This window comes from Brakhagea baltica, from assembly GCF_052161605.1.
GTDB lineage: Bacteria > Planctomycetota > Planctomycetia > Pirellulales > Pirellulaceae > JBKCUI01.
This window is the reverse complement of record NZ_CP197409.1, coordinates 1,609,591-1,636,094: the sequence shown is the minus strand read 5'-3', so window position 1 is coordinate 1,636,094 and position 26,504 is coordinate 1,609,591. Positions and strand designations below refer to the sequence as shown.

General features: G+C 51.3%; 16 protein-coding genes. 14 read left to right on the top strand and 2 right to left on the bottom strand.

Features of this window, described 5'->3' with window-relative positions; all coding sequences use genetic code 11:
• The first annotated feature begins 102 nt into the window (after window positions 1-102).
• Together SH449x_RS06355 and SH449x_RS06350 are read left to right on the top strand one after the other, a co-directional pair.
• Complete coding sequence (locus SH449x_RS06355; RefSeq protein WP_482380487.1) at window positions 103-2,571, top strand: hypothetical protein; 2,469 nt, start codon at window positions 103-105, stop codon at window positions 2,569-2,571.
• A 127-nt stretch (window positions 2,572-2,698) separates the two neighbouring features.
• Window positions 2,699-4,306, top strand: a complete 1,608-nt coding sequence (locus tag SH449x_RS06350) for an outer membrane protein assembly factor BamB family protein (RefSeq protein ID WP_482380486.1) — start codon at window positions 2,699-2,701, stop codon at window positions 4,304-4,306.
• Between the two features lie 226 nt (window positions 4,307-4,532).
• Here the strand turns inward: SH449x_RS06350 and SH449x_RS06345 are convergent, their stop codons facing one another.
• The gene (locus tag SH449x_RS06345; RefSeq protein ID WP_482380485.1) at window positions 4,533-5,234 is read right to left on the bottom strand and encodes a zinc ribbon domain-containing protein; all 702 of its coding nucleotides are present in this window, start codon (window positions 5,232-5,234) and stop codon (window positions 4,533-4,535) included.
• 207 nt (window positions 5,235-5,441) lie between these two features.
• Between SH449x_RS06345 and SH449x_RS06340 the strand changes: the two genes are divergently transcribed.
• The 8 genes from SH449x_RS06340 to SH449x_RS06305 are packed head-to-tail and all read left to right on the top strand — an operon-like array spanning window position 5,442 to window position 16,140.
• Window positions 5,442-6,101 carry a MotA/TolQ/ExbB proton channel family protein gene (locus SH449x_RS06340; protein WP_482380484.1) on the top strand — a complete coding sequence of 220 codons (660 nt, stop codon included), beginning with the start codon at window positions 5,442-5,444 and terminating at the stop codon, window positions 6,099-6,101.
• 54 nt (window positions 6,102-6,155) lie between these two features.
• Window positions 6,156-6,641, top strand: a complete 486-nt coding sequence (locus SH449x_RS06335; protein WP_482380483.1) for an ExbD/TolR family protein — start codon at window positions 6,156-6,158, stop codon at window positions 6,639-6,641.
• A gap of 2 nt (window positions 6,642-6,643) precedes the next feature.
• A complete protein-coding gene (locus SH449x_RS06330) occupies window positions 6,644-7,408 on the top strand; it encodes a biopolymer transporter ExbD (protein WP_482380482.1) in 765 nt (254 codons plus the stop codon).
• Between the two features lie 3 nt (window positions 7,409-7,411).
• On the top strand, window positions 7,412-10,786 hold the full coding sequence (locus SH449x_RS06325) for an outer membrane protein assembly factor BamB family protein (RefSeq protein ID WP_482380481.1): 3,375 nt from the start codon (window positions 7,412-7,414) through the stop codon (window positions 10,784-10,786).
• Window positions 10,787-10,843: 57 nt separating this feature from the next.
• Window positions 10,844-13,156 carry an ABC transporter substrate-binding protein gene (locus SH449x_RS06320; RefSeq protein WP_482380480.1) on the top strand — a complete coding sequence of 771 codons (2,313 nt, stop codon included), beginning with the start codon at window positions 10,844-10,846 and terminating at the stop codon, window positions 13,154-13,156.
• Complete coding sequence (locus tag SH449x_RS06315) at window positions 13,153-15,315, top strand: hypothetical protein (protein ID WP_482380479.1); 2,163 nt, start codon at window positions 13,153-13,155, stop codon at window positions 15,313-15,315. The genes SH449x_RS06320 and SH449x_RS06315 overlap by 4 nt, the downstream gene beginning before the upstream one ends.
• Window positions 15,312-15,689, top strand: coding sequence for a response regulator (locus tag SH449x_RS06310; RefSeq protein WP_482380478.1), 378 nt, complete (start codon window positions 15,312-15,314; stop codon window positions 15,687-15,689). The genes SH449x_RS06315 and SH449x_RS06310 overlap by 4 nt, the downstream gene beginning before the upstream one ends.
• Before the next feature lie 7 nt (window positions 15,690-15,696).
• Window positions 15,697-16,140, top strand: coding sequence for a Fur family transcriptional regulator (locus tag SH449x_RS06305; protein WP_482380477.1), 444 nt, complete (start codon window positions 15,697-15,699; stop codon window positions 16,138-16,140).
• Between the two features lie 14 nt (window positions 16,141-16,154).
• Here SH449x_RS06305 and SH449x_RS06300 read toward each other — a convergent pair whose 3' ends face one another.
• Window positions 16,155-17,453, bottom strand: a complete 1,299-nt coding sequence (locus SH449x_RS06300) for a putative sugar nucleotidyl transferase (RefSeq protein WP_482380476.1) — start codon at window positions 17,451-17,453, stop codon at window positions 16,155-16,157.
• Window positions 17,454-17,800: 347 nt separating this feature from the next.
• Here SH449x_RS06300 and SH449x_RS06295 point away from each other — a divergent pair, with 347 nt between their 5' ends.
• From SH449x_RS06295 to SH449x_RS06280, 4 genes are all read left to right on the top strand, one after another.
• Complete coding sequence (locus tag SH449x_RS06295; protein ID WP_482380475.1) at window positions 17,801-18,862, top strand: hypothetical protein; 1,062 nt, start codon at window positions 17,801-17,803, stop codon at window positions 18,860-18,862.
• A 351-nt stretch (window positions 18,863-19,213) separates the two neighbouring features.
• A complete protein-coding gene (locus SH449x_RS06290; protein ID WP_482380474.1) occupies window positions 19,214-22,744 on the top strand; it encodes a S9 family peptidase in 3,531 nt (1,176 codons plus the stop codon).
• Between the two features lie 198 nt (window positions 22,745-22,942).
• Window positions 22,943-24,904, top strand: a complete 1,962-nt coding sequence (acs, locus tag SH449x_RS06285) for an acetate--CoA ligase (RefSeq protein ID WP_482380473.1) — start codon at window positions 22,943-22,945, stop codon at window positions 24,902-24,904.
• A gap of 123 nt (window positions 24,905-25,027) precedes the next feature.
• A complete protein-coding gene (locus SH449x_RS06280) occupies window positions 25,028-26,503 on the top strand; it encodes a sulfatase (RefSeq protein WP_482380472.1) in 1,476 nt (491 codons plus the stop codon).
• Window position 26,504 lies beyond the last annotated feature (1 nt).

The window sequence follows — 26,504 nt, the reverse complement described above, 5'->3', positions numbered from 1 at the left end:
TTAGGGAACGTAAAACATCGACTCGCTTTAGGTTGCTTACCTAAAGGGGAATTTTTGAATCACAACGAGTAAGCTGAGATAACAAACAAAGAGGATCAAGCAATGGCGAAAAAGAAAAGCTCGTCAGGAAAAGGATTCGATCCAAAAACTTTTCTCTTGTTCCATGCGGAGAAGCTGATTTTCTGCATGGTTATTGGGGTCGCTGGGTTTCTGGTCTACCTCGGGGTTAGTACAGAGCGTTTTTCCTCCAGCCAAACACCCGAGAAATTGAAGCAAGATGCGGAATCGGTTCAACGTGAGGTAACTCAAAACGATCACTTTGAGGCGATGAGTGAGGAGCAGCCAGCAAGAGTGGCGAGGACTAGCTTCACACCCGATGTGATTGCGGTTCGTGAGCCGGTTCAAGCCACGGACTGGCGATTAGCATTAGTGCCGATCAATGAAGGGCAGAAAAAGAAGCGTTCTGATCCAGAATTGTTTGCACCCATAAAATTGCGAGTAACCTACTTCTCTGGAGCATTCGCAGAGTACCGACCAGGCGATCCTTTTCGGGACTTTGAGGATTATGTTCCACCCGAGCCTAGGCAAACTCGGCCGTCTCGTGGAGGGGGCGCTGGGGCAGGTTCCGGATATCCAGGTGGCATGGGAGGTGGCCGAGGAGGATATGGAGGTGAAGATGGCGGCATGGGCATGGGGACCGGCGGCATGGGAATGGGTATGGGTGGTTATGGAGGAGGCCCCGGCGGTGGCAGTCCAGGCGGTGAGCCGGAGAAGCAAAAAAAGTATTTAGCGGCAGGTTACGACAAAGGCTTTGCGGTTGGCATGCGGACCCACCCATCGTTTTGGACCCCTCAATTGACAGCAGCGGAGAAAAACAAGAGTCCCAACGTCGCCAGCAGGCCTATTAACATGGTGGTTGTTACTGCGTTGGCGCCACACGATGAACTAGAGAAAAGTTACATGCAGGCATTTCAAGACGCCAAGGAGTATCTGCCAGGACGAGACACGCCTTATTACCAAGGTTTCGAAGTGGAGCGTTGTGAAGTCGCACCCGATGGAACCCAAAGTCCTTGGAGACTGCATGATTCTTTTTCGTTGGAGGAGTACAACGAAAAAATGCTGAAGGAAGCTAAAATTGAGAGGCCTGAATCTCGCAAAATCGGTTCCTGCCGCGAGGTGCATCCCGAAAGATGGGTCACCCCAAATATTGCCATGCCGATTCCGCCGGTTCTCTTGGCGGACTACGCGAAGTTTTCTGGCCATCCCGACTTGCCATCGATCATGGGAGACCTAGCTCCTGATGAAGACCCGGCCAAACTGGGGGCGACCGGTGGCTTTGGAATGGGAGGCTATGGCGGAGGCATGGGCGGACCAGGCGGTGGCTATGGAGGCGGTATGGGAATGGGGCCCGGGGACGGTATGGGATCCGAAGACGGCATGGGTGGCTATGGAGGCGGCATGGGCGGCTATGGCGGAGGCATGGGCGGACCCGGCGGGGGTATGGGAATGGGTCCCGGAGACGGAATGGGAATGGGATCCGGAGACGGAATGGGTATGGGCCCTGGGGGCGGTATGGGCCCTGGGGGCGGTATGGGAATGGGCTCTGGAGGCGGTATGGGAGGTATGTCGGGTGCATTGCCGACGCGATTACTGCGAACCAAATATAAGCTTGTACGGTTCATCGATGAGAGAGTTGAGGATGGTAAAGCTTATCGCTATCGCATTCGGCTCAGGATGTACGACCCAAATTTCCCTGAATTCGAAGCAAGTAGTCCAAAGAGCATCAATCTAGAAGATGTCGCGCTAGCGAGAGTTCAACAGCTTCGAGAGACGGTCAAGCCGAATCCGGAAACTGGAAAGCGAAAGAGCATTCGACTCTCAGAATGGTCCGAGCCTACCGAAGTAGTCCAGGCTTTTGCACCAGCTCCCGTATTCTCCAGTGGCATGGAAAGGCCTAGCTACGTCGCAGATGGTAGGGGAGGTTTTTTTGAGACCAGTCCCTTGAAAGCGAAAGCGGTATGGAACCAACGGATGTTGATTTTTGACATCGCGAGGACAGAGGAGGTTTCTGCCGGTAGTGTATTCGGTTTGGGTTTGTGGAATGGTTCGACGAAAAACGCGAAGGAGCCACCTGTTTTCGTGCATCCCTTCACGAAGATTCTTAAGTTGTACAAGCGGGCTGATGGTAGGCCCGATGAAGTGAACAGGCAGGTAACGGTCGTTGACGTGAATGGCGCGACTCCATTGTCCGTTTATAGCACGCGGGACGATTTGCGTTCGGGAGCAGAGGTTATTGCCTTCGATTCCAGGACGGGGCAACTGGTAGTCGGTCGCGAGTTCGATAACTTTACCCCATTCAATATGGGCTATCAGCCAGATCAGCCAGCTGTCGGGGTTTTAGGGGGAGGTATGGCTGGTGCGATGGGTGGCGGCATGGGCGGCTATGGAGGCGGCATGGGCGGACCCGGCGGGGGCATGGGCGGACCTGGCGGCGGCATGGGCGGACCTGGCGGAGGCTACGGCGCGGGCGGTATGGGGCCTGGCGGTGGAATGGGCGATGGGGGAATGTAGCATCTTTCCTGACCTGATTTCGAATGTTCATAAAAAGGTGGGTGGAATTTTGCCCACCTTTTTTATTTCTGTTCCTCCTGATTCCTTGTTAATATAGAAGCACCCAGATCCTAAGGAAGAACTACGAATGACACATCGGCTGCTCTCAGTTTGCTTGTTTTTTTGTCTTTTAGCGAGCTCGAGTCTACATGCACAGATTGATTCCCAAGCGCTTGCTAGAACTGGTCTGACGACACATTGGCGTGCTTCAATTGGTGGAATTGGCCTGAAGAATGGCGATGTCTCATTGCGATTATGGACAACGCGAAAAAGCAAGGCTGAGGTTTTCACGGTACTATTAAAAGCTCCGGACCAAGAGTCTCGCAGCAACTCGTTTTTTACAGACGTTCGAATCAAGAGCGTGTCTGAGGATGGTACAGGGGCAAAATTCGTCAAGATGTCCGATGCTGTCCGTTCGCCAGGGCGGCGTTCGTCGGAACTGTGGTACGTTTTGGAACAATTCAAAGCGACCGACACCGATTGGGTCAAGCAAGAGGCGTCGGCAGACGAGGAGGTGGCCAAGCTGGGAGCTTCGGGGGCTCGAGCCATGGCAGAAAAGCTGGCCGAAACGTATCGAAGGGCAAATCGTGAGGTCGAGATCGTTTCCGAGGTAGCCGAGTCTTCCTATCTGGTAGCCATTAATCGAAACGGATTGATAACTTGTATCGATGCAGAAACGGGCAGTATTTACTGGCAGAATCAATTGCCACGATACGAATTGAGCGTCTTGGGGCCGGGAGTTTCTGACGACTATGTCGCAGCGGTGAATGGCAACCACTTGGTTGTGTATGGATTGGAACAGGGAAACTTGGTCTCAACTCAACGATTGCAATATGTAGCCACGGGAGAACTGCTTGTTTGGAATGATCGTGTATTGGTGCCTTCCGCCGGTGGGCGGGTTGTTTCTTATAGCGCCGTAGATCCAACATTTTCCCCGAAGGTGGTTCGGCTGGGGCGAGAAAATCGAAAAACGCTCGTTCAATCGAACGATCATCACTTCTTTGGTTGGGTCACCGATCATCGCTTGATCATTGCCAAACACGATAAGGTCCCCAAGCTTTGGACAGCGGTCGATGCAGAGACAGACGTTCCGGGAAGTCCGGTTGCTGTCGATGGTGGCTTTGTTATGGCCTCGGAATTTGGTTCACTCATCAAAGCCAACCTCACTTCGAACAACTCGGTTTCCTGGCGTCGGAAATTTGGGATTCCGACCGGGAACTCGCCGGTCGTCGGAAAAAAGCATGTAGCGATCGTATCGCAAAACGGCTTGCTTCTAATGGCCGACCTTGAGACAGGCCAAGATGTTTGGCGGAGGCCAATTGGGGGAATCGCCAAGGTGCTAAACATTACCGAAGGTAAGCTTTATGCAATGGATCAGGCAGGCAAGTTAGCAGTGATTAGCATGGAGAGCGGGGTACAATTAGGAAGGGTTGCGGTGGGTAGGTTCCGAGGAATTACCAACAACATCAGCGACCGCATTTTGCTGGTCTCGGACTTAGGGGAATTGGTTTGTTTAAGAGAGATCGATTCCGAGATGCCGGTCTACACAACCACCAAAATCTATGACGGAGAGCCTGCGACCGAATCCACCCCCCCGAGTTCATCCCCCGGCGAGACTCAAGCCAATGAATTCTCCCCGTTTGAGCTTGATAAAAAGACGGAAGAGCAATCGATATTTGACCCATTTGCGGGATAAAAACACCTCCGACCGCCTGCGGCACGACACGGAGCCGCTGCGAGACTGGCGCAGATCTAGCGTGCTACTGCACTCGCCTTAATTGATCTAGGCCAACGCAAAATGATGGTCCCTCAGCCGGAAAAGCGATCGGAGGTTTACGTGCAATTGTTTCCAAATTGCACAACACAACTATAGGCGAGCCACCCTCACACGGGAAGGGCGAAATCGACGAGATCGCAATCGATCAATCGGGCCGGTATAGGAGTCTACCGCAACTCGGGCATAGTATCGGTTGCCCTTGTCGCAACGTATCTCTTACCCTTGGAGGCAAGGCGTTGTAGCAACCGCCGCATGACTCGCCGTCCATTTCGGCAAAAGCGTCCGCATTGCGAGAACTAACCAATCGTTGAAACTCGTTTACAAAGTCGTTCGGGAGTTCACTAAGCGAAGTCGCCAACTGAGATTTGGCCAAGACAAGATCCTCTTGGACAACGTTCAGTCTCGCCTCGATTTGACCAACATTTTTTTCGCACTCCGCTGTGGTCAGTTGAAGCTTCTCGTCCAGTTGAATCGACAGTGCCTGCAAGGCATCGATTTCCTCCAGCGTCTCAAAGATCTCGTCGGACAACACGCTATTTGCCTGGGTGTCGGCTGCGATCTGCTCTTTGAACGATTGATATTCCCGATTGTTTTTCGCGGCGTTCATTTTTCCGTTGTAATCCAGCAGTTTTGCCTCGCGTTCCTTTTGCTGCAACTGCCTACGATCGGCCTCCATTCTTTTCTTCTTGATCGTTTCTCGGCAGTTCGCTAAGTCGACCGTGGCGGATTGAACTTTGGAACGTGCAACCTCGATTAGTTTTGGGGCCCTAGCTATTTGCCCTTCCATGTCAGCGATCTGTTTGAGGCGGGCGTGAAGTTGTCGGATGATTGAATCCGTCACTTTCATGGATCTTCTCCAGGTTTCGAGGGGGGGACGCGTACTTGAAGCATTAAACCACAAAAAGTCACAGGCACAATGGAGGAGAATCCGCCTATTGTGGGGGATACGGATGCCAAAACCAAGAACTCTGGTTATGATAGGGAAGTCGTATGAATCAGGGTGGCCTCTCCTCCCCCATTAACTTCTCTAAACGCTTGACTGGTCAAGAAAGCAATGGATCCGAGTAAGATTTTTTCGATTGTTGGAAACGCGTCCTACATAGCATTGGCCGCAGTTGCGCTCTGGGGAGCGTATTTTGTGGTGCTGGTTATGTCTCGTGTAAGCCGAAAGCGTTTTAAGTCGGAAGAACTCCAGGACAGCTTTCTTTCTTCGATCGAGCCAGACTTGAGGAAAGGGCGTTTTGAGCAAGTCATCGAGGTTTGTCAAAACGATGCACGAGCCTTGCCCCAGCTCATCGCGTTTGCATGCACCAACCGCGTATTCGGCTTTAAGAAGATCCAGCAACTCACTTTAGATCGATTCCAGCGTGACGTTTTAGCTGACCTGGATTACAACACTGCTTGGGTGGTTACTGTCATTAAGACTGCTCCCATGCTCGGTCTATTTGGAACGGTGGTCGGTATGATGGGTGCGTTCGGCAAGTTGGCTTCTGCGGCCAATGTGAACCCCTCCGATCTGGCTGCGGACATTCAGGTTGCACTTCAAACAACGGCCATTGGTTTGACCATCGCTATTCCTTTGGTTATGTGCATGGCGAGCATCACTAACCGCATCCGACAGATGCAGGATCTCGTGGTCTCCGGGATTGCTCAGTTCCTAGAAGCCTTTAAAGAGGGCATGAGTAGGAGAGGCGAGGAGAGTACCAAGGGGTAGTCGATTGCAACTGGGATTGTTTCCGTAACCCTTACTTTTCTCTTCTGATCCGACATGACCGAAGACCGAGATGATTTTTCGGATGATTCCGATGTAGGGCCGATCGACGTACCAAAGCCACCTCCCGTTGACGGAGAGATGGACATTACGCCGATGATTGACATGACGTTTCTGTTGCTGATTTTCTTCATCTTAACCTCGAAGATGACGGGAGAAAAAACGTACGAGATACCACCTGCTAAAAACGGATCCTTGGTGCCCAGCAAGAGTTGCGTATCGGTCATTGTTTCTCGTGGGTCTGGGGATGTTGCCATCGTGGCCAACGGTGATGGGGTTCCGTTTTCAGACGATCCCGATCAGCAAGCGGCAGAGATCGGCGAATATATTCAGCTGGAATTAGAATCAGGCCGCAAGACGGAGATACTAATTCGAGCAGAGGGTAACGTTACAGCGGGTCAGTTGTTCAAAGTGAAACAGGCGATAGCCGAGGTGATTGACGAAAACAAGCTCCTACACATTGCGGTACAGGAGACTCAGTAATCATGTCCATACCAGTAACATGTCCTCATTGCAGTTCAGATCTTTCCGTCCATGATCGCATGGTGGGCAGGGAAACCAGATGTCCACGATGCGGTGGTGTCGTACTCGTTCCTGATATCTCGCCGGAAGAGGAAAGCTCGGAGGAGCTCGTCGAGGCGGTCGCCCTCGACGACGAAGATGATGTCATCGACGTTGTGGAAGTGGTGGACGAAGACGATTCGGTAGACGCTGTCGGGGAACCAGTCTTGCAGATCGCCGGCAGGGGGCACGCGAAAGAAACAGCCAGGGAAGCAGAGGATGCTGATGTTGCCGAAATTGAGTTTCCTAATAAAGAGCTCCCCACCGACGACATGGACATGACTCCCATGGTGGACGTTACGTTTTTGCTGCTGATCTTCTTTATGATCACGGCATCTTTTAGCAGTGAAAAAGCGTTTGAGGAGCCACCTCCTCTGCCGACCGATGCGGTAACAGCTGAGCCCAAACCCAATAACGATACCATCCGCATTCAAATCGACGAGTTCAATGGCTACACCATCATCTTTGCGGGGGGCGATGAGCGAGAAGCGAGCAGTAAGCAAGAGTTGCTCATCGCGCTCGACGAGGCAAAGATGGAAATGGCGACGGGAGTCAAGGATGAAGAGCTCAAATTATTGATAGAAGCTCACGTGGACTGTATTCACGGAGCGGTCATCGCGGCGGTCGATGCTGCGAGAGATAGAGGTTTTAACGGTTTTCAAGTTCAGGTTGTTGAGGAGTTTCAATAGTCGATGTCTGCATCCGCATTTATTCGCCTACTCGAAAGCCGAGGGCTTCTCGATCCTCAGATTATTTCTGAGCTGGATCGGCAATTTGGGACTGCCAACAAAAAATTCACTCCCGAGTCGATCGCAAAGTTTTTGGTCGATAATGGTCACCTGACTCGTTTCCAGGCTACGAGCTTAGTTACCGAACTAAACAAAACGTTGGGCAGTTCTGCCAGCGATCCGACCGCTGCCTTGCGAGGAGGCCGACCGATCGATGCCGACGAAGTCCAAGAGAGTGATTCGGTTGAGGATCTTTTGCCTGACGATATCGTCGAGGAGGTTGAGGCGGTCGAAGTTGTCGAGGACGAAGCTGAACCGGAGATCGTAGAGGTCGTGGCAGAGAGCGTCTCCGTTAGACCCGCGTCTAGCGACCTCGGAATGGAAGAAATTGTACGGCCCAAGGTTTATGTCAATCCGAATAAAAAGAATGCTTGGGAGTCGTTTCGAGTTGTAGGAATCGGCTTTATCCTTCTTTTATTTTTGATGCCGTTAGCCTTCCTGGTTTATTGGGTTAGTCAGGGAAGTGCTGACCAGGCGTATGAACTAGCAGAGGGGGCATACAGTGCGCGGGATTACGCCCAAGCGTCGAAGCGATTCAATGACTTTTCCCGTAGTTATTCAAACGATCCCCGAGCGAGCAAAGCTAAGGTCTTATCGACTTTGTCCATCGTTAGAGAAGAGTCCGACAAGGTTGCCGATCCTACATCATCGCTTCAGAAAGCGCAGGAAGCTTTTCCCCTTATCGCTTCGGAACCTGGGCTTGCTGAGGTGCGGAGCGACTTCACCGATGCCCTGCTCAAGATGTCGGAAAAATTCGTAAGTCGGCTAGATGGAGCGAAGTCGTTAGAAGATCGAGAAAGGCTTTTGACGTCGTTTACGGAGCAGTTGAAGCTGGTAAATGATCCACGTTTTGTAGGCAACGAAGAGCGAACGCAAAACAAGCTACGAATCCAAAAAATCGAAGAGGGCAAGGCGCGAGCGGAGGTGGACATTGTTCGCGAGAAGGATTTGCTCGTCGCTTTGGAGGAGATGCAGAAGTCCAATGAGGCCAAAGACGTCAACAGAACCTATGAACTGCGAAGAGCATTGCTTCGAAAGCACCCACGGTTGGAAAGTACTCCGAGGTTAAACGAGCTGTTAGCGGTTGCAACGGGCCTGCAAAAGGAACTGGTGACAACCAATTCTCCAAACCCGACCGTTTCCACGAGTGCGGACCCTGTGGACGTATTGGCCAAAGCCGTTTTAGTGAATACCAAGGGAGATGGGGACCCCACGAACACGAACGTCCTGCCACTACGCATCAAGAACTCGGTCGTCGCCATACGAGAGGGTGATGGAGCTATGTTATGGCGTCAATATTTCGGTGTGTCTTGGGATGGCGAACCATACAAAATGAGCCCCGCAGGAGATGCCGATGTATTGGTTTCGCTTCCTGAGCAAAAGAGTCTCCGCAGACTGGAGTCCAGTAGTGGTGATTTGGTTTGGGAGACAACCTTTCAAAGTGTTATCAATCCACCCAAGGTAGATGGTGACGACATTTTCGTCACAACGCGAGAGGGTGACGTCTATGCGATTGATGCAGTAACGGGACAGGCCCGCTGGAAGAAGCGTTTACCACAAACCACAGAGGTCAGCGTCGGAGGCCAAGCAGGTCGAAAGATTCGTTACGTTGTTGGCAATCACTCGAACTTGTATGCATTGAACAGGGCAAACGGCGAATGCGTGGAGGTGATCTACCTTGGCCATAACCCAGGGACGATCAAGATTCCACCGATTTGGATTCTTAATCACCTATTGGTCTTCGAGAACACAGGGCCGGACTACGCTTATTTGAAGATTTTCCGAACGGACGACGATGGGCAAAACATTACACCTGCCCAGCAGATTCCGATCATGTTCCGCGGTCACTTTGTCGTCGATCCTCAATCGGAGGGACGACGCTTTGTGGTAGCGACCAATTTAGGAGAAGTTGCCGTACTGGATGTAGACCCCACCGGAACCCGCGATACTGTGGTACGGATGGCAGGGAACGTGGAAAAGGAGATCGATCCCAAGGTCACCTGGCCGCTAGTTGTTGGGACCGACCTTTACATGGCATCAAATCGGTTGGCCATGTATCAAATTCAAGTTTCCAGCCAGAAGCTAAATCGTTCTTGGCAGAAGTATGATGGCGATCAGTTCGTATCTCGACCCGTTAAAGGCGAAGAGGCCATTTTTCATGCTCGCGTCGTACGCGGCAATCTAGGAGTTCGTGTCTCCGCAATCAACCCACAGACGGGTGACCCAAATTGGGAAATCGATCTTGGGGTTCCTGTGACGGCATTGAGCAGTGGTCCAAATGGCTTTGTCGCCGTAACATCGCAGGGAGCTGTTTATTCGCTGGAGGCCAAGTCCTTTCAATCAAAGGAGCCGATTCGGCAGATTGAGAACCAGGGGCGAAATCAGACCGAAATGAAATTCACTTTGCCAGTCCCCCTCCCGGATGGGCGTCTAGCCATTTTCAATACCATGAAGGGGAACGAGATTCTGCTCGTTGATCCTAGCCGAGAGCGTTCTATTTCTCGAATGGTAGCTTTTGATGTAGGTAAGGCGGTCCCCAGCAACGAACCGGTGGCCGTAGGGGAGTATTTGGTAGTGCCGCTTTCCAACGCCCAATTAACTCTGATCGAGCCCACGACCGGCAAGATCGTTGGAGTTCCGTTTCAACCTACTATCGAGGCAGATGAAGTTCCCAAGTGGTTGAACCCGGTGTTGCTCAGTGACAACCAGAGCATTGTCATTGCTGATGAACGCCGAAACATCTACCGACTGTCTGTTGGCAAGCAACTCAGGCCGATCGTGCAGCAACCTCTCGACCGATCCTTAAAGGGGCGTTTAACGGTTTTGAACGAGACCGTCGTCGCGGTCAGTTCGAGCAACACAGGCGATCTATTGGATTTGTTCGACGCTTCAGATTTGAGCCGCAAGGAGTCTGTAGCGGTCGAAGGGCGATTTGCTTGGGGACCGTTTACAGCGAAAGGGAGCGAAACCTCTGTCGTGGTGGCCCATAGCGATATCGAAGGGTTGCTCGCCGTGGATGACAAGGGCCAGCGACTTTGGACCACTCCGATCGATCGAGAAACGTTTGTGGGCGCGGTCACCATCGTGGACAATGATTGTTTGATTGGGACCGCTGCCGGAGAAATCCTTAGAGTTTCCCTTCGCAATGGAGAGATCCTGGCAAGGAAAAATCTTGGCGAGCCTTTGAGTGTCTCTCCACTCATTTTGCCCAGAGGTATGTTGATACCGACCGACGAAGGTTCTGTATTGACCGTTCCAACTCCGACCCGTGATCAGTAGGTGAACATGATTGTCAGATTGTTGAACGAACCGACACGAGTGAATCCAGGGAGTGCAATGCTTCGACGTTCGATAATGCTCATTGTCTCTTTGTTAGCGATGTCATTTGTCGCTTTGGATAGCAACGCGCTTGCACAGGACATTGATGCTATTCTAAAGGAGCTTGAGATTGAAGGGACGGTGATCGATGGCGAACCCTTTGATGTGATCACCTTGACCCAGGCTGCTGGGGGTAAAAGCATGCAGGTTGAGCCGTTGGATTTACCTGGCAGAAGAATGCCTAGAGAAGCAAATCGAACGGGTAAGCTGCAATGTGTGCTGACGATCTTTCGAACGCGGTTGTACGAGGTAGAGTGGAAGGATATCGCTCAGATCACCTTTTGGGAGGATATCGTACTTCACCTAGCCCGGAAGTACCTGCAAGAGCGCAAGTATGCTGAGGCTTTCGAGCACTTAGTTTATCTTCGCGAGAACTATCCAAAGTCGGTCAACTTCGCCTCTCTACACCAGGAGTTTTTGTTTCAGTCCGCTCGCGACATGGCCAGTGAAAAGAACCTGCCGCACACGCTAGCCGCGTTGGAAGAACTCAAGCGTAGGTTTCCCGAGTATCGCAAGGAGGATGTCCAACGAATTATCTCGACAGTCGCCGAACAGTTGATCAGGGGGATGTTTGAACGTGGTGAGTATATGGTCGCCCGATCCATGGTATTGCGGCTCAACGATGAGTATGGTGAGGAACTGCCAGTGGTGGGAGTTGCAAAGAGTCAGTTCATAGAAATCGCTAGTCGAGAAGAGAAGAAATCAGCCGAGTTTCGTGCAAAGGGAGATTACGGGCGTGCCCGGCAAGCTGCGATGAGGATGCTGGATATTGAACCCGACTATCCAGGCGGAAGGGAATTGCTCAATGACCTTATCAAAGAATTCCCATTAGTAAGAGTGGGAGTCTTTCAGCAAACGGATTCTCCCAATCCCGCTGCGCTTGCAGATTGGCCTGCCCTGAGAACAGGTCAATTGATTCAAACACCACTTTTCCAATTTCGGAGCACAGGTCCTGAGGGAGGACAGTATCGATTTGCTTATGGCAATGCCGCTTTAAGCGATGACAGGCTGGAACTGGATATAACCATTCAGAATTCGGAAGCGATCGATGTTCCGAACAGTCTGCAGTTATCACAAGCCCTCCTTGAAAGAGCATCTATTAAGGGCAAGTACTATACGCCTGGTTGGGCCTCGATCTTTCAGTCCGTCTCTGTGTTAGGCCCTGATCGCCTCAAGTTAAGGTTTCGTCGGCCTCACGTTCTGCCACAGGCGTTTCTGCAGTGGCAGTTGCAGGACATGGACAATCAATCGTTTAACAAATCCATTTATCGATACGATTCGGATGACGGAGAGATACGAAGGTACAAGTGGGCTGGCGCGGAGCCTCCTTTGGATTTCCAGCCTCGAGAAATCCAAGAGGTCCTGTTCACCAATGCAGATTCCGCCGTTGCTGCTCTAGCTCGTGGCGAACTCGAGTTTATCGATAGGCTATTTCCAGCAGACGTGCGGAGAGTTGGGAACGTAAAAACGGTTAAAACCGAACCCTATGCATTACCCATTATTCACATGCTCATCCCTCGCTCCACACATCCTATTATGGATGATCGCGAGTTCAGAAGAGCATTGCTTTACGGTATTAATCGAGACGCCATTCTCAAAGATGAGATTCTCGGCGGGCTTGCGACGCCGCTAGATCGAGTAATCAGCGGACCGTTTCCTGCTGGCGAAAGCGATTCCGACCCTCTCGCGTACGCTTATAACACAAGCATACCGGACGCGAAATACGACCCTCGGTTAGCTAAGATTCTGGTTCTTCTCGCCCAAGCGAAGTTGACCCTTAAGGCCAGCAAGACCAAAGAGGAGGCTCCCCCGTTGCCAGTTATCCGGCTAGGAGTTCCGAATTATGAATCCGCTCGGATTGCAGGACAAGCGATTTTACAGGCATGGAAGGTGATTGGATTAGACGGAAAGCTTGTCCCTTACGACAAGATGCCTGCCTTGGACGACCAATCCATCGACGTTTTGTATGTTTCCGCTTCGGTGTGGGAACCGGTTTCCGATGCTCAGCGTTTGTTTGGTGTTGGAGGGGCGGCGCAGTCAGAAAATCAATACATTGTTCAAGCACTTGAAGCGTTGAATAGCGCGAGGAGCTGGAAAGAAGTACGGCAGGGGTGTTTGGATCTCCACTCATTGGTTGCGGCCCATCTACCCATCCTTCCGCTGTGGCAGGTCACCGAGACCATGGCTTACAGAACAGAGCTTGCGGGTGTTGCAAAGAAACCTCTCAATCTCTATCAGGACGTTCAAAGATGGAGGATCCAAGCACGATGATTCTACAGCTAGGATTAGGCAACAGTGGTTCCTGCTACCGTAATCAACCAGGGCTCATCGACTCGGGAACTTTGCCAGGTAACTTCGCCAAAGCATGGGTGTTATTGCTACTTTCACTCTTCACTTTTTCGCCATTGGCAACAGGTCAAACCCCGTGGGAATCAGATCCTTACCGGGTTAACGTCTGGGCTAGCGTTTCGTCTAGTGTCGGCTGGAATGACGAAGCAGAGGAAGCCATGCATCGGGAAGTGCAGCAAAGACTGGACGCGTCTTTTGGAGGAGTGTTTTCTTCTCGAGTCCAATCGTCACCGGATTCCCTATACGGCTCCATTCTGTACCGGATAGATGAACTATCGGTGGACCAAGTTTTAGCTGGCGAGATGTTACTTGTTGTTGGAACCTCAGATGAAGCTAAAGCGAAATTCCTGGAGCTCAGCCCACCGCCACCTCCTCGGCAACTGAGTAAGGAGGAGCAAGCGGCGAGGGCTAAGTTGACCAAAGAGCAGATTCAGGAAATTGAGGATGCGGCTGCGAGAGCGGCTAGTCTCAATAGCGTAAGAACCTTTGAATCAGCTTTGGAGCGAATTCGAGATTTTCATGTTCTGTCACTTCCCTATGCGGGGATGAAGAGAGACATTGTTCCGTTTCTTGGCGATCCCATTTGGGACAAATTTCGAGGGAATCTCCGCCCCTACGAGGGCAAGCTTCAAGATTTGAATGAGGGCCTTGCAGAGGGGAATGTGCTCGCTGCTTTAGTCAACAAATCCGAGTTTGAGATCATAAAAAAGGAATGCCGCAAAATCCCGGCGAGATTGCCTTGGCAGCCCGAAGCATTGCTTCGTGACTTTGACAAAATCTATCTGACATCCATTGATCGCTCGGGAGAGTTCTTCCGGGTACGGGTCAAGGAATTGGATTCCGTGGTCAGAAGAATTGGCCCCATGCGGACTATTTTGGTTACTAGGCGTCAGGATATCGCTGCGGCAGTCGAGCATTTGGTGCGAAGTACGTTTAATCCGTTCGTAAGGATCGAAGAGACCGACAACTCCACCGCAGTTGTAAGGGTGCGAGCGGCCGAATTGATTCCGAACGACAGCCATCCTGCTTTTATTGGGTTAGGTGATGTTTTAGTGCCACACGTTCGTCGAGAAGACTCGAGCGGTAATCCAACCATGGTGCAATCAATGCCGTTTACCTACCTCGTGCTGACCGAAAAGATTGACACCACCAGCTTGTATTACAGCGCCATCTTTACGGCTCGCCGCGGAGCTCTCACCGCTGCGAAAAATCGAAGGACAATTCGTATAGGAGTCAAGGTGCCACAACCTGAGGATACCACCAGCGAATTATTCCTCACATTCCGTCCAAGTATGTACAGTTCAGTCAAGCAGCCGAGTATCGGGGTGTCCGGTGCTGAGATATTCCTTAGAACGCCGGGGTCTGATGATCTCGTAACGTTGCCGAGAACGGACTGGAGAGGGGTAACAACAATCACCGAGTCAAAGCTGCCGATCATCAAATACGATATTCCAACCAGCAGCACGAATCCGAGCCTTGCCATGGCGAGAGAAATGGTGCTCGATCCGGTTGCCCCACCCGACTACCCTGCGCCGCCAGCCTCTGAGTCAGAGAATTCGTCGACCGACGAGTCCGCTCCCAAGGCACCGGCGAAACCTCCTAAGGGAGAGATACAGGCCAAGCTGCCTCTCTACCTGTATTATGTAAAAAACGGTGACACTCTACTGGCACGATTGCCTATCATTACAGGAATGATGCCTCGCGAGGATGCTCAACTGCCTGACGATAGAAAACGACTTCAAGCGGAGGCCTTTCTCAAAGGAATCCAAAATGAAGTGCTCGATATAGTCGTTCAAAGAAGAATCCTCGAAGCGAGGGTTAAGACTCGCATTGAGAAAAAGGACTTGGAAGATGCGCAGAAGAATCTCGACGAAATCAGGCGATTAAAATCCTACGAGAAACTATTTTCCGAGGTAGAGGCGATCCAGCGAAGAGCTCTCGCAACGGAGGTAGGACAGCCCAACCCAGGTCTCGTGACGAAAGTCGAAAATCTCGTCAAGTCGACACGTGACATGATTCAAAACTGGTTGCAAACTACGACCGTCAATGAATTAGAGAGAAAAATGGAAGAGGCACGATGACCAAGTCGGTATTGGATATTGGAAACTGCGATCCCGATCATTTCGCTATCAAACAGATGTTGTTGAGCTGCTTTGATGTCGAGGTATTGCGGGCAGCACACCTCTCAGATGCCCAAAAATGGCTGGATTCACGAACGATTGATCTCATTTTGATCAATCGGAAACTAGATATCGACTACAGTGATGGCATAGAGGTCTTGAAAACGCTAAAATCTAGCGAGGGGACGAGGCGAATCCCGGTGATGTTGGTGACCAACTACCCCGAGCACCAGGAAACAGCCGTCGCAGCCGGTGGGGAGTATGGTTTCGGAAAACTAGAACTCCATTCCCCGGCTACCCTTGAACGATTAGGGAAATTCCTTCCAACTCGATAGGCGAACCATGAAAGATCTGCAGAATCTAGAGGAAGTAGAATCGGTTCGCGGTTTGTTGAGAAGCACGTCGCTACGTTGCACGCCTGCTCGTATTGCCGTTTTGATTGCATTAAGGCGGGCGAAGAGTCCACAAACTCATGCGGATTTATCGAACCAGCTAGTACCTCTTGGCTTTGACAAAGCAACAGTCTTTCGAAATTTGACGGACCTCACGCAAGCGGGATTGGTCCATCGTACCGAACTGGGGGATCACGTTTGGCGATTCGAAATCCGTGACCATCAAGACGATGAGTCCAGTCACCCGCACTTTCTCTGTGTCAACTGCGGTAGCATATCCTGCTTAGAGCTCGGAGTTGTTTCGGAGTCCAATCTCAAGAAGAGTACTATCATCGGAAGAGTCTCCGAAGTGCTGGTTAAAGGGGAATGTGCTACTTGTGTAGCCGACAAATAAACTTAGCGATAAGCCTAGGCTATTGTTAGCTCGCCGTGCTTGTCTCGCTCCATCTGAGTGAGGCGATGCATATCGTAGATCAGTTGCACATCGCATCCACGCTGCTTGACCTTTCGTCGCGAAAACATTCTTTGTTGCGTACTTACCATGACCTCTGGGGGGAGACTGGCCATTTGACCAAACAGTCGAGCGTAGTTGACGAAACTCGGCACGTTGCTGGTGACAAAGCCGTACATCATGCTACACACGCCAATCACTTTACCGGTAAAGATGCCGGTGTTGATTGCCGTTTTGGAGTAGTCACCCATAACGCAGCCTAAGAACTGCATATTGGTCTGTGATTTTCCGAAGGGGTATTCCATGTTGACCGTGCCATAGGTGTTCTTGAGGTCTGAGTTACAGGTTCCAGCGCCGAGATTGATCCAGCTTCCCAGGTAGCTATGCCCCAGAAAACCGTGGTGCTGTTTGTTGGTGTAGGGCTCAACGATCGATGCTTCCACCTCACCCCCAATTTTCGTGGTATGCGATAACGAAACAGCATCTTTTATGGCGGAATGCTCGAGTATTCTGGCTTTGGGACCGATGTAGATGGGGCCACGAAGTAATGTATACGGCCCGATCTCCGCTCCTTCGTCGATAAGAATTGGCCCCTTGGCGGTATCGCAAAGAACGTATTCCCCGATACATGCACTCGGCGCGACGAATACACCATCCTTTTGTTGTTGATAAACGTTGCCGAGCAAACCTTGTTCGGAGAGTTGCAATCTCAGGTCCAAGTTTTCGCCGATGGATGTCATGTTGGCAGCGATCAATTCATGCGGAAGTTGAATAGTCGACACTTCCCAAGATAACTCATCAAACTCTTTGGCTTTTGCCAGCATCGACTCCAGACCCAAGTACCCGGCCGAGAATAAATCGACAAGCGTCCAGGGTGGGTTGATGATTGCTGCTACGGAATCACGATCCATGATGACCCGACATTCGCGTTTATCATCTCGTTGTATCGCCACTAGCTTGGCCAACGCATGGTAGTTTGTTGCGGTAGGTGCAATTCTTGCATTCAGCATTAATTCGACATCGGAGTCCCCGCCGGAACCGCCCTGTGGTCGAGATTCAAGGATTTTCAGTTGTGGAAAGTCGGTTCGCTGAATGGCGTTCAAGTACGGCCGAGAAACGCCGTACAAATCGTTGCTTAGAAGCGAAGCCAGGTCGAGAAGGCGAAGGCTTCCGCAAGTCATTGTTGCGGCAAGCCTAGCGAGAGTGATCGGAGCAAGTCGTTCTACTTGTTGGTCCTCAAAAATAACGATCGCCATAAATCTTCTCCGACTTCTGCAAGATAGGTTCCGTATTGATGGAAGACAATAAACATTGTCGCAAAAAATAGAAACGCCAACTGTTCCATATTGACGCCGGCAATCGGCTTCCACTATTCCATGCGAGGAGTCTAAGTCGTCGATTATGGGATCGATGGATTGGACAAAAGCAGGATGATTTTGGCAATTTGTAACGATTGCGTTCAATTTCCTGGGGATTGCGGACCGAAGTAGAAAAAGAACGATGCAAATCAAGCAATTGGTGGCCAGGAAAGCGTCGCTTCGGCAATCATCTGCTTGTCGCCCGTGTTTATTAGAACCAAAGCTATCAAAAGGACTTGTTAGCCATGTCGACCAAATTGACTCGACGAAAAACCTTTGCTGTCGTATTTGTTGCCCTGATTTCGGCGGGCCAAACCGGTTGTCAATCAGGATGGAAAATGCCAAGCGCTAGCATATTTCCGTGGTCGAAAAAGCCATCCGAATCGATGTTGGCGGGAAGCAATCCAAGTCTTTCGGCTCCCACGTCGAAAACCGGGACATTCGCTTCGACCGGTGCAGGGCCTGTTAGCCCAGCCACTAACGGTTCCCCAGCGTTGTTGTCGAGCACTAACCCGACCAACACTCGCACAAGTCCGTACGGTAGTGCGTTCGGTGGAAACAACTCAAAGATTCCAACCGCCCCCGATTTCACAGTTCCTCAACAAAATCCTGCCACCGGCTTGGCAGCGAATGCCAACGGTTACCAAACCGGCCCATACAGTATGGCGGCAGCTCGCGGGACGGGGCATACTGCACCATCGCCTTACGGTGGTGTAAGCAGCTTGGCTTCAAACCAGCCGCCTACCGGATTTGCTCCCGCGACAGGCTTCAATCCAGCAGCGAATGCACCGACCACGGGCATGATAGCACAGAACGCACCGATCGCTTCCGGTTCGTTGCCAAGCATGCAACCAAACGGACAGCCTCCTGCGAGTGGCTTGCCACAAGCATCGGGACAGCCGTCCCAGCAGCAGCCAGCCATGTTCGCAGCCAGCGGGCTGCCAGGGTTACCTAGCCCGCAAGCGGCCCCGCAATTCGCAGGTTTACCACAGCCCGGCCCTATGGGTCCTGGCTCACCAGCCCCATCTATGGTTGGTTCCGTGCCTCAAGGAATGGCTGCCACCAACATGGCCAGCCTGCCTCAACCCAATATGGGTTTCTCGATGCCTAACACGGCCTCGAATGGTTTTCCGGCCGCACCTCAGGCGATGGCAGCCTCTTATTCAGGAGCTAGCCCGTATCGACCTGGCAGCACCAGCCGATCGACAGCTTACGATTTCAGTCGCCAGCCGTCCTCTGGTACATCGTCGATCCCCCACACGGCAACCGGGGTGCCATCCAACCCACAGCCTGGGGTGTTTCGCTAACTTTCACCTCATCAGGATGAAATCACCAAGCCAGCTTTCGCTGGCTTTTTTCGTTTTTGCTCCCGTGCCAATTGCAAATCTGAAAATAGCTCGGTACGGCTCAATATGTGCCATCCATCCTTTAGGCAATCCATCTTTTAGGCAAACATTGAGATTTACAATCGTTTCCTAGGGGTGATTTCGTTGCGATTTCTTGACCAGGAAACCATAATGGGCCATTGGTGATGAACCTCTCCGGCTGGTCTTGGGTAGAAACCGGCCAAATGTCCTCTTGCATCCCACCTTTCCCATTCCCGCGTTCCTGTGGGAGCTTTGCCTTATTTACACGTTATGAATCCAGGATACCCATTGATGCTGTCAAAGATTAATTGGAAGAGAATGGGCACAATGACCGCTTTGGTGTCGGTCCTGTCGCTGCCAATTCCCAAGGTCGTTTTTGCTCAAACCGAAGAGCTAACTCGCGTGGTAAACCCGAACTTCAGAATGGCGGAACAGTACAGTTCCAGCTACCTGAGGCAATTTGTTTATAGCACTTCGGTCACACCAAACTTCATCGATAAGTCGGATGAATTCTGGTACTCATTCAAGACATCAGAGGGGACCAAGTACTGGCGTGTAAACCCTGAAAAAGGAACACGTTTACCTTTATTCGACCACATCAAGCTAGCGGCCCAGCTGTCGCAACTTACCCGTCAACCTGTGGAACCGGGGCAGCTGAATCTGACCCGCTTGGAGGTAAGCACAAAGGAAGACACTCTGAAATTCGTCGTGGAGCGTACGCTGTTCGAGTATTCGCTTAAGTCCGAGGAAATGAAGAGTCTAGGCGCCGCCCCCGCAGCAGGTGCCCCAACCGGCGCCCCTCCCACCACAGAGCGTGGTGGACGTCAACGTCAAGAAGAACAACAAGAAGAACGAAAAGAACAGCAAGAAGAACAGCAGGACCGTCGAGAGCAGCAGCAAGAACGTCAACAAGATAGACAACAGGACGAGCAAAAGGATCAAGAAGAGCAAAGAAATGATTCGCAGCGAGGCGGTCAGCGAGGGCAACAAGCTGGCCCAGAGTCAGGACCCCCAAGAAACAACGACGCTCATCGCAATTTTGCACCTGATCGAAAATCGTACGTCTTCGCTAAGGGACACAATCTCTATTTTGTTCAAATCCCAGAAACACCCGTAGCTGAAGAGAAGCCCGAGGAGAAGAAGGACACTCCCGCAGAAGAAGCCAAGACCGAGGAGGTAAAGACCGAGGAGGTAAAGACCGAGGAGACTAAGACCGAGGAGACTAAGACCGAGGAGACTAAGACCGAGGAGACTAAGACCGAGGAGACTAAGACCGAGGAGACTAAGACCGAGGAGACTAAGACCGAGGAGACTAAGACCGAGGAGACTAAGACCGAGGAGACTAAGACCGACGAGGTAAAGACCGACGAGGTAAAGACCGACGAGGTAAAGACCGACGAGGTAAAGACCGACGAGGTAAAGACCGACGAGGTAAAGACCGACGAGGTAAAGACCGACGAGGTAAAGACCGACGAGGTAAAGACCGACGAGGTAAAGACCGACGAGGTAAAGACCGACGAGGTAAAGACCGACGAGGTAAAGACCGACGAGGTAAAGACCGACGAGGTAAAGACTGACGAGGTAAAGACTGACGAGGTAAAAAAAGACGAGACCAAAGAAACGGAATCCAAAAAGGATTCTGCTCCTGCTACACCTCGACCACCTCGATTCAATCCCAAGTGGGATGAGCTCGCGATCCAGCTCACGACCGATGGCTCCGACAAATACAGCTTTGCCGGACGTTTGGTTTCACGACGCGGAACGACTCAGGAAATCAAGGATGATACCCTTACTCGTCCGAATATTAATTGGTCTAAAGATTCCAAGTCCTTCTACGTAACTCGTAGCGATTCACGCGGAGTCAAAGATCTCTGGGTTATTAATTCCTTGAGTTCGCCTCGTCCCACTTTGGAAACCTACCCCTATCCAATGCCGGGTGAAGAGAACGTCCGCAAGACGGAGCTTCATTGGTTCCAAGTTGGGAATAAAGCCCTGAAACCAGTCCAGAAGCGATGGAAAGATGAATTTTACAGCGACCTCCGCTATAGTGACTCCAATGAAGAGCTGAGATTCCTCCGGCGAGATCGACTTCTTCGCAACGTCGAATACTGCACTTTGAATCTGGCGACAGGCGAGACAAAGTGCCTGTTTGAGGAGGGATTTGACAAGTCGACGATTGCGCCAAAGGGAATTCGATTTTTAAACGACAACAAAGAGATGATTTGGTGGTCTGAGCGTAGTGGATGGGGGCATTTCTATCTATACGATGCAGACGGTAAGCTTAAAAATGCGATCACCTTTGGGCCTTATTTCGCTGAGAGAATTGTTGACCTCGATGAAGAGAATCGCATTCTTTACTTCACAGCACTCGGCCGTGAACCAGGGGAGAATCTGAACTACCGCCACTTGTACTCGGTTCGATTGGATGGTCGCGATCTCAAGCTAATGGATCCAGGTAATGCTGATCATGCATCGAGACTTACTCCCTCAAAGAGATTTGTCATCGACAATTACAACCGAGTCGATATGGCACCTGTCTCGGTTCTCCGGGACAGCAATGGTGTTGAGCTGATGAAGCTTGAGGAGTGCGACCTGAGTCGATTGGAGCAAGTTGGTTGGAAAATACCCGAGACGTTTGTTGTCAAGGCTGCGGATGGCGTCACAGATTTGTTCGGCAACATGTACAAGCCGTTCAATTTTGATCCCAAGAAAAAGTATCCGATCATCACTTATGTTTATCCCGGTCCGCAACAAGAGGGGACTCGTCACACCTTTACCGCGACAGCTGGCGAGCAGCAATTAGCTCAAATCGGTTTTATCGTGATTCAAGTCGGCCACCGTGGGGGCACGCCAAACCGCTCCAAGGCTTATGCCGGTTATGGGTATTTCAATCTTCGTGACTATGCACTCCCGGATAAGAAAGCAGCCATCGAGCAGTTGGGGCAACGTTTTGCGTTTATTGATACCGAGCGGGTTGGTATGTATGGGCACTCCGGTGGTGGCTTCATGACTGCCGCTGCATTGATGGTACCACCGTATAACGACTTTTTCAAAGCTGGATTCTCCACTGCGGGAAATCACGACAACAACATCTACAATAACGCTTGGTCCGAACGATGGCATGGGCTTCGAGAAGTGCCTGTGGACCAGAAGAATGATGGCACCCAAGTTTCCTCGACAGCTCAGGTGCAACAACGAAGTGCACCGTCAGATTTGCGAGCCGTGCTGGAGGTGGAGCCTGACGATTTCTTTAACGACTACGAATTGGACGTTGGGGAAAGTCACTGGGAATTCGAGCAGCGATTGTGGGGCGAGGATGAGCCGCTACCTCTTTGGCTACGAGAGGAAATGCTGGAACAGGAGCGGCAAGTACGTCGACGTCAAGAAGGTACCCAGCAAGAAGTAGGTCAGGACGATTCCAAGACGCAGAACGACGAGGAAAAGTTGACAGATCAGAAGAAGGACGAAGAGAAAAAAGAAGACGGCAAGAAGGTCGATGAGAAAAAGGAGGAAGAGTCCAAGGAGCAGAAGACTCGCTTTGAGATTAAGGTTCCTACCAACGCTGAACTGGCAAGCAATCTTAAGCATCACTTATTCTTAGTGCACGGAGAGCTTGACAACAATGTGCACCCAGCCAATACGTTGCGACTTGTCGATGCCTTGATCAAAGCCAACAAGAAGTTTGATATGCTCTATCTTCCCGCAACTCGTCACGGTTTTGGAGCTTACCAGCCCTATGTAACCCAGCGGATGTTCGAGTTTTTTGCTGACCGCTTGATGCTGGATTACGCGGAGGATAAACCGACGAAGCCTGGGAACTAATTGCTTTTCGATCTTCGTAGCTAGAATTTTAACGCGGTGAGTGATTCTGAACGAATCGCTCACCGCATTTTTATGCGCTCCCTCGGAAAAGTGATTTTCGTGTAAAATGAGAGGGGAGTTGCTATATTGCGGCTCCAATGCAAAAATCCGCCCCTTTGCATTTGATTCCTTCCTCCCCTCAAACCACGAGAATCATTGATGTCGGACCAATCCTCTGGGCAGATCGATAACGTACTCAACGAGACGCGCCGTTTTCCTCCCAGCGAGGCGTTTCGACAACAGGCTTTTATCGGTTCCCTTGCAGAGTACGAGCGACTATACAACGAATCGATATCGGACATTGAAGGCTTTTGGGAGAAGCAGGCACGTGAGCACTTGCACTGGTTCACTCCGTTTGAAAAGACTCTTGAGTGGCAAGCCCCCGATGCCAAGTGGTTTCTCGGAGGCACGACCAATGTCTCTTACAATTGTCTCGATGCCCACATCCAAGCAGGCCGTGGGGACCGAGTGGCTTTCTTTTGGGAGGGGGAACCAGGTGACCGTCGCGAGTTAACCTACCAACAGGTTTTCGAGGAGGTTTGCCGATTTGCTAACGGTCTAAAAAAGCTTGGTATCGGCAAAGGGGATCGTGTTAGTATCTATATGCCGATGGTCCCCGAGCTCCCTATTGCAATGCTGGCTTGCGCACGTATCGGAGCGATACACTCTGTGATCTTTGGCGGCTTTAGTGCGGAGGCGATCGCAGATAGAAACGTCGATGCTCAAGCCAGCTTGGTAATCACTGCGGACGGTGGATGGCGGCGAGGAAAAGATCTCAAGCTGAAAGAGACAGTCGATGAAGCTCTCAAGAAGAGCCCGAGCGTCAAGCACTGTGTGGTTCTACAGCGGACTAACAACAATCCGTCGATGCAAGGGGGTCGGGATCATTGGTGGCATGAGCTCGTTGCCGACCAGTCATTGGACTGTCCACCAGAAGCCATGGACAGTGAGGATTCTCTTTTCATTCTTTACACGAGCGGTTCGACTGGAAAGCCAAAAGGGATTCGCCACACCACAGCAGGTTACAACCTGTATGCGAAGCGTACGTTTCAGTGGGTCTTTGATCATAGAGAATCGGATATCTACTGGTGTACCGCCGATTGCGGTTGGATAACCGGTCACTCTTACATTGTTTATGGGCCGATGTCAGCGGGAGCGACACAAGTGCTTTACGAGGGGGCTCCCAACTGGCCAGCAGAAAATCGATTCTGGGAAATCATCGAACGATATAAAGTGACTATACTTTACACCGCCCCAACTGCCATTCGCGCTTTTATTAAATGGGGAGATCAGCATGTGGAGAAGCATGACCTTTCTTCTTTGCGGCTTTTAGGAAGTGTTGGCGAAGGAATCAATCCCGAAGCTTGGATGTGGTATTACGAGAAGATAGGAGGGGGGCGTTGTCCTATTGTTGATACGTGGTGGCAAACAGAAACCGGTGGCATCATGATGTCACCGCTACCAGGTGCTCTCGATTGCAAGCCAGGTTCATGCACGCGACCTCTGCCTGGTATCGTGCCGGTCGCCCTCGACGACAACCTTCAAGAAGTCGGTGAGCACCAAGGGGGCATGCTGTGCATCGCTAAGCCTTGGCCGGGCATCCTTCGGGGCATTTGGGGGGATGAAGCGAGGTATGTGGAACAATATTGGAAACGCGTGCCCAATCATTATCTAACGGGAGACAATGCGAGAAAGGACGAAGACGGCTATTACTGGATCATGGGCCGGATCGATGACGTGATCAACGTTTCTGGTCACCGGCTTAGCACGATCGAGGTGGAGAGTGCGCTCGTGAGCCATCCGGCGGTTGCCGAAGCCGCAGCCGTGGGCAGACCCGATGAAATCAAGGGGCAGGCGATCGCGGCTTTTGTCACGTTGCGAAACCATGCTCCGGATGAGGCGCTCAAGGACGTTCTAAAAAAGCACGTACGAAAGGAGATCGGTGCACTGGCAGTACCTGACGACATTCGATTCACTGCTATATTGCCCAAAACGCGAAGTGGCAAGATTATGCGCCGCTTATTGAGAGATATCGCTGCTGGCAAAGAAGGAACTGGCGACACCTCAACCCTCGAAGACTTTAGTGTCCTAGCAAAGCTTCGCAGCGACGAGGAATCGTAGTCCAGGTGGTATAGTCCAGGTGGTAGAGGAGCGACAATGACAATAAAGTCTACTTGGGCATAGTGCATAATGATCACGCGTGAGTTAGTTTCAGCAGTTATCTCTCTTGGTGTGACAACTCCGATGGCAATCAAATTACTAAAACAGATGAGCTGGCTGGTTATTGTGTTTGGCTCGATGGTCGCTTGGCAAAGCCACACGGCCACTATAATGGCCGCCGAAAAGCCCAATATCATCTTGGTCTTGGTCGACGATTTAGGGTGGATGGATCTGGGGTGCCAAGGTTCTTCGTACTTCAGAACACCTCACGTAGACCAATTGGCCTCAGAGGGGATACGGTTCTTAAACGGCTATGCCTCTAGTGCCGTTTGTTCCCCAACACGAGCTGCCATTCAGACCGGCCGTTACCCGCATCGCGTGGGAGTTACCGACTGGATTCGTTCTCGATTTCAAAGGCCGAATGGTGATATGGCTATCATCAATCCGACGGAGTATACCAGCGACCCGAAACAGCCTTTATCCTGTCCCCCCAATCCTTACTTCCTCGATCCGAGCGAGCGGACTATCGCAGAGGTGCTAAGTAGGCATGGATATCGTTGTGGTTATGTCGGCAAATGGCACTTGGGTGACGACGAATACTATCCTGAGAGGCGGGGGTACGATGTCAATAAAGGAGGCTGCGACTATGGACAGCCACCTTCCTATTTCGATCCTTTTAACAATCCGATGCACCCAAACGAGCAATTGCGAGCAGGGATTCACAATCTACCGGGACGCAGCCAAGGTGAATATCTTACGAAACGGGAGGCTGACGAAGCGGTTGCGCTCATTCGTGAATGGAAAGACGAACCGTTCTTTATTCAAATGTCGCATTATGCTGTTCACACACCGTTACAAGCGTTGCCCGAAGTTGAGGCGAAATACGCTGGATCACCCGGCAAATCGAAACAGAATGCCAGATATGCCGCTATGGTAGAGTCAGTTGATGACGCCATGAGAGATATCTGTGCATGTTTGGAGGAACTGAACCTCGTGGAGAACACTATGGTGATCTTCACCAGCGATAACGGCGGGTTGGACAACAATGGTGAGCCGACTGACAACGCACCCCTTCGGAGTGGAAAAGGTTATGCCTACGAAGGGGGAATCCGAGTTCCTCTCATCATTCGCTGGCCAAAGTTTATTCCAGCGGGAAGCCTTAGCCATGCACCGGTTTCGTCTATCGATTTCTTCCCAACGATCCTGGAAGCTTCTGCGATCTCAGATCCGTCAGAACGGGAAATCGATGGTATTTCTCTGCTTGCCCACCTAAAATCCGGGGGCGACCAGGATCTCGGAAGAGGGGAGCTTATTTGGCATTTTCCTCATTATCGTCACGAACCAGGCCCCTACAGCATTCTCCGGAGCGGCGATTGGAAGCTAATTAAATACTGGCACGGGAAACGGGAGCTATTTCATTTAGACGACGATCCGTCAGAATCTAAAGACTTGGCCGTCACATTTCCCGATCGTGTCCAACAGATGGACCAACGCTTGGTCGAACTGCTCACCGCCCAAGGTGCAAGATTGCCTCGACCTAACCCAAATTACAGACGCTAGT

Bases quoted from the DNA above. Each gene is read 5' to 3' on its own strand.
- SH449x_RS06355 (WP_482380487.1), top strand. From the start codon at position 103: ATGGCGAAAAAGAAAAGCTCGTCAGGAAAAGGATTCGATCCAAAAACT.
- SH449x_RS06350 (WP_482380486.1), top strand. From the start codon at position 2,699: ATGACACATCGGCTGCTCTCAGTTTGCTTGTTTTTTTGTCTTTTAGCG.
- SH449x_RS06345 (WP_482380485.1), bottom strand. From the start codon at position 5,234: ATGAAAGTGACGGATTCAATCATCCGACAACTTCACGCCCGCCTCAAA.
- SH449x_RS06340 (WP_482380484.1), top strand. From the start codon at position 5,442: ATGGATCCGAGTAAGATTTTTTCGATTGTTGGAAACGCGTCCTACATA.
- SH449x_RS06335 (WP_482380483.1), top strand. From the start codon at position 6,156: ATGACCGAAGACCGAGATGATTTTTCGGATGATTCCGATGTAGGGCCG.
- SH449x_RS06330 (WP_482380482.1), top strand. From the start codon at position 6,644: ATGTCCATACCAGTAACATGTCCTCATTGCAGTTCAGATCTTTCCGTC.
- SH449x_RS06325 (WP_482380481.1), top strand. From the start codon at position 7,412: ATGTCTGCATCCGCATTTATTCGCCTACTCGAAAGCCGAGGGCTTCTC.
- SH449x_RS06320 (WP_482380480.1), top strand. From the start codon at position 10,844: ATGCTTCGACGTTCGATAATGCTCATTGTCTCTTTGTTAGCGATGTCA.
- SH449x_RS06315 (WP_482380479.1), top strand. From the start codon at position 13,153: ATGATTCTACAGCTAGGATTAGGCAACAGTGGTTCCTGCTACCGTAAT.
- SH449x_RS06310 (WP_482380478.1), top strand. From the start codon at position 15,312: ATGACCAAGTCGGTATTGGATATTGGAAACTGCGATCCCGATCATTTC.
- SH449x_RS06305 (WP_482380477.1), top strand. From the start codon at position 15,697: ATGAAAGATCTGCAGAATCTAGAGGAAGTAGAATCGGTTCGCGGTTTG.
- SH449x_RS06300 (WP_482380476.1), bottom strand. From the start codon at position 17,453: ATGGCGATCGTTATTTTTGAGGACCAACAAGTAGAACGACTTGCTCCG.
- SH449x_RS06295 (WP_482380475.1), top strand. From the start codon at position 17,801: ATGTCGACCAAATTGACTCGACGAAAAACCTTTGCTGTCGTATTTGTT.
- SH449x_RS06290 (WP_482380474.1), top strand. From the start codon at position 19,214: ATGCTGTCAAAGATTAATTGGAAGAGAATGGGCACAATGACCGCTTTG.
- acs (WP_482380473.1), top strand. From the start codon at position 22,943: ATGTCGGACCAATCCTCTGGGCAGATCGATAACGTACTCAACGAGACG.
- SH449x_RS06280 (WP_482380472.1), top strand. From the start codon at position 25,028: ATGGCAATCAAATTACTAAAACAGATGAGCTGGCTGGTTATTGTGTTT.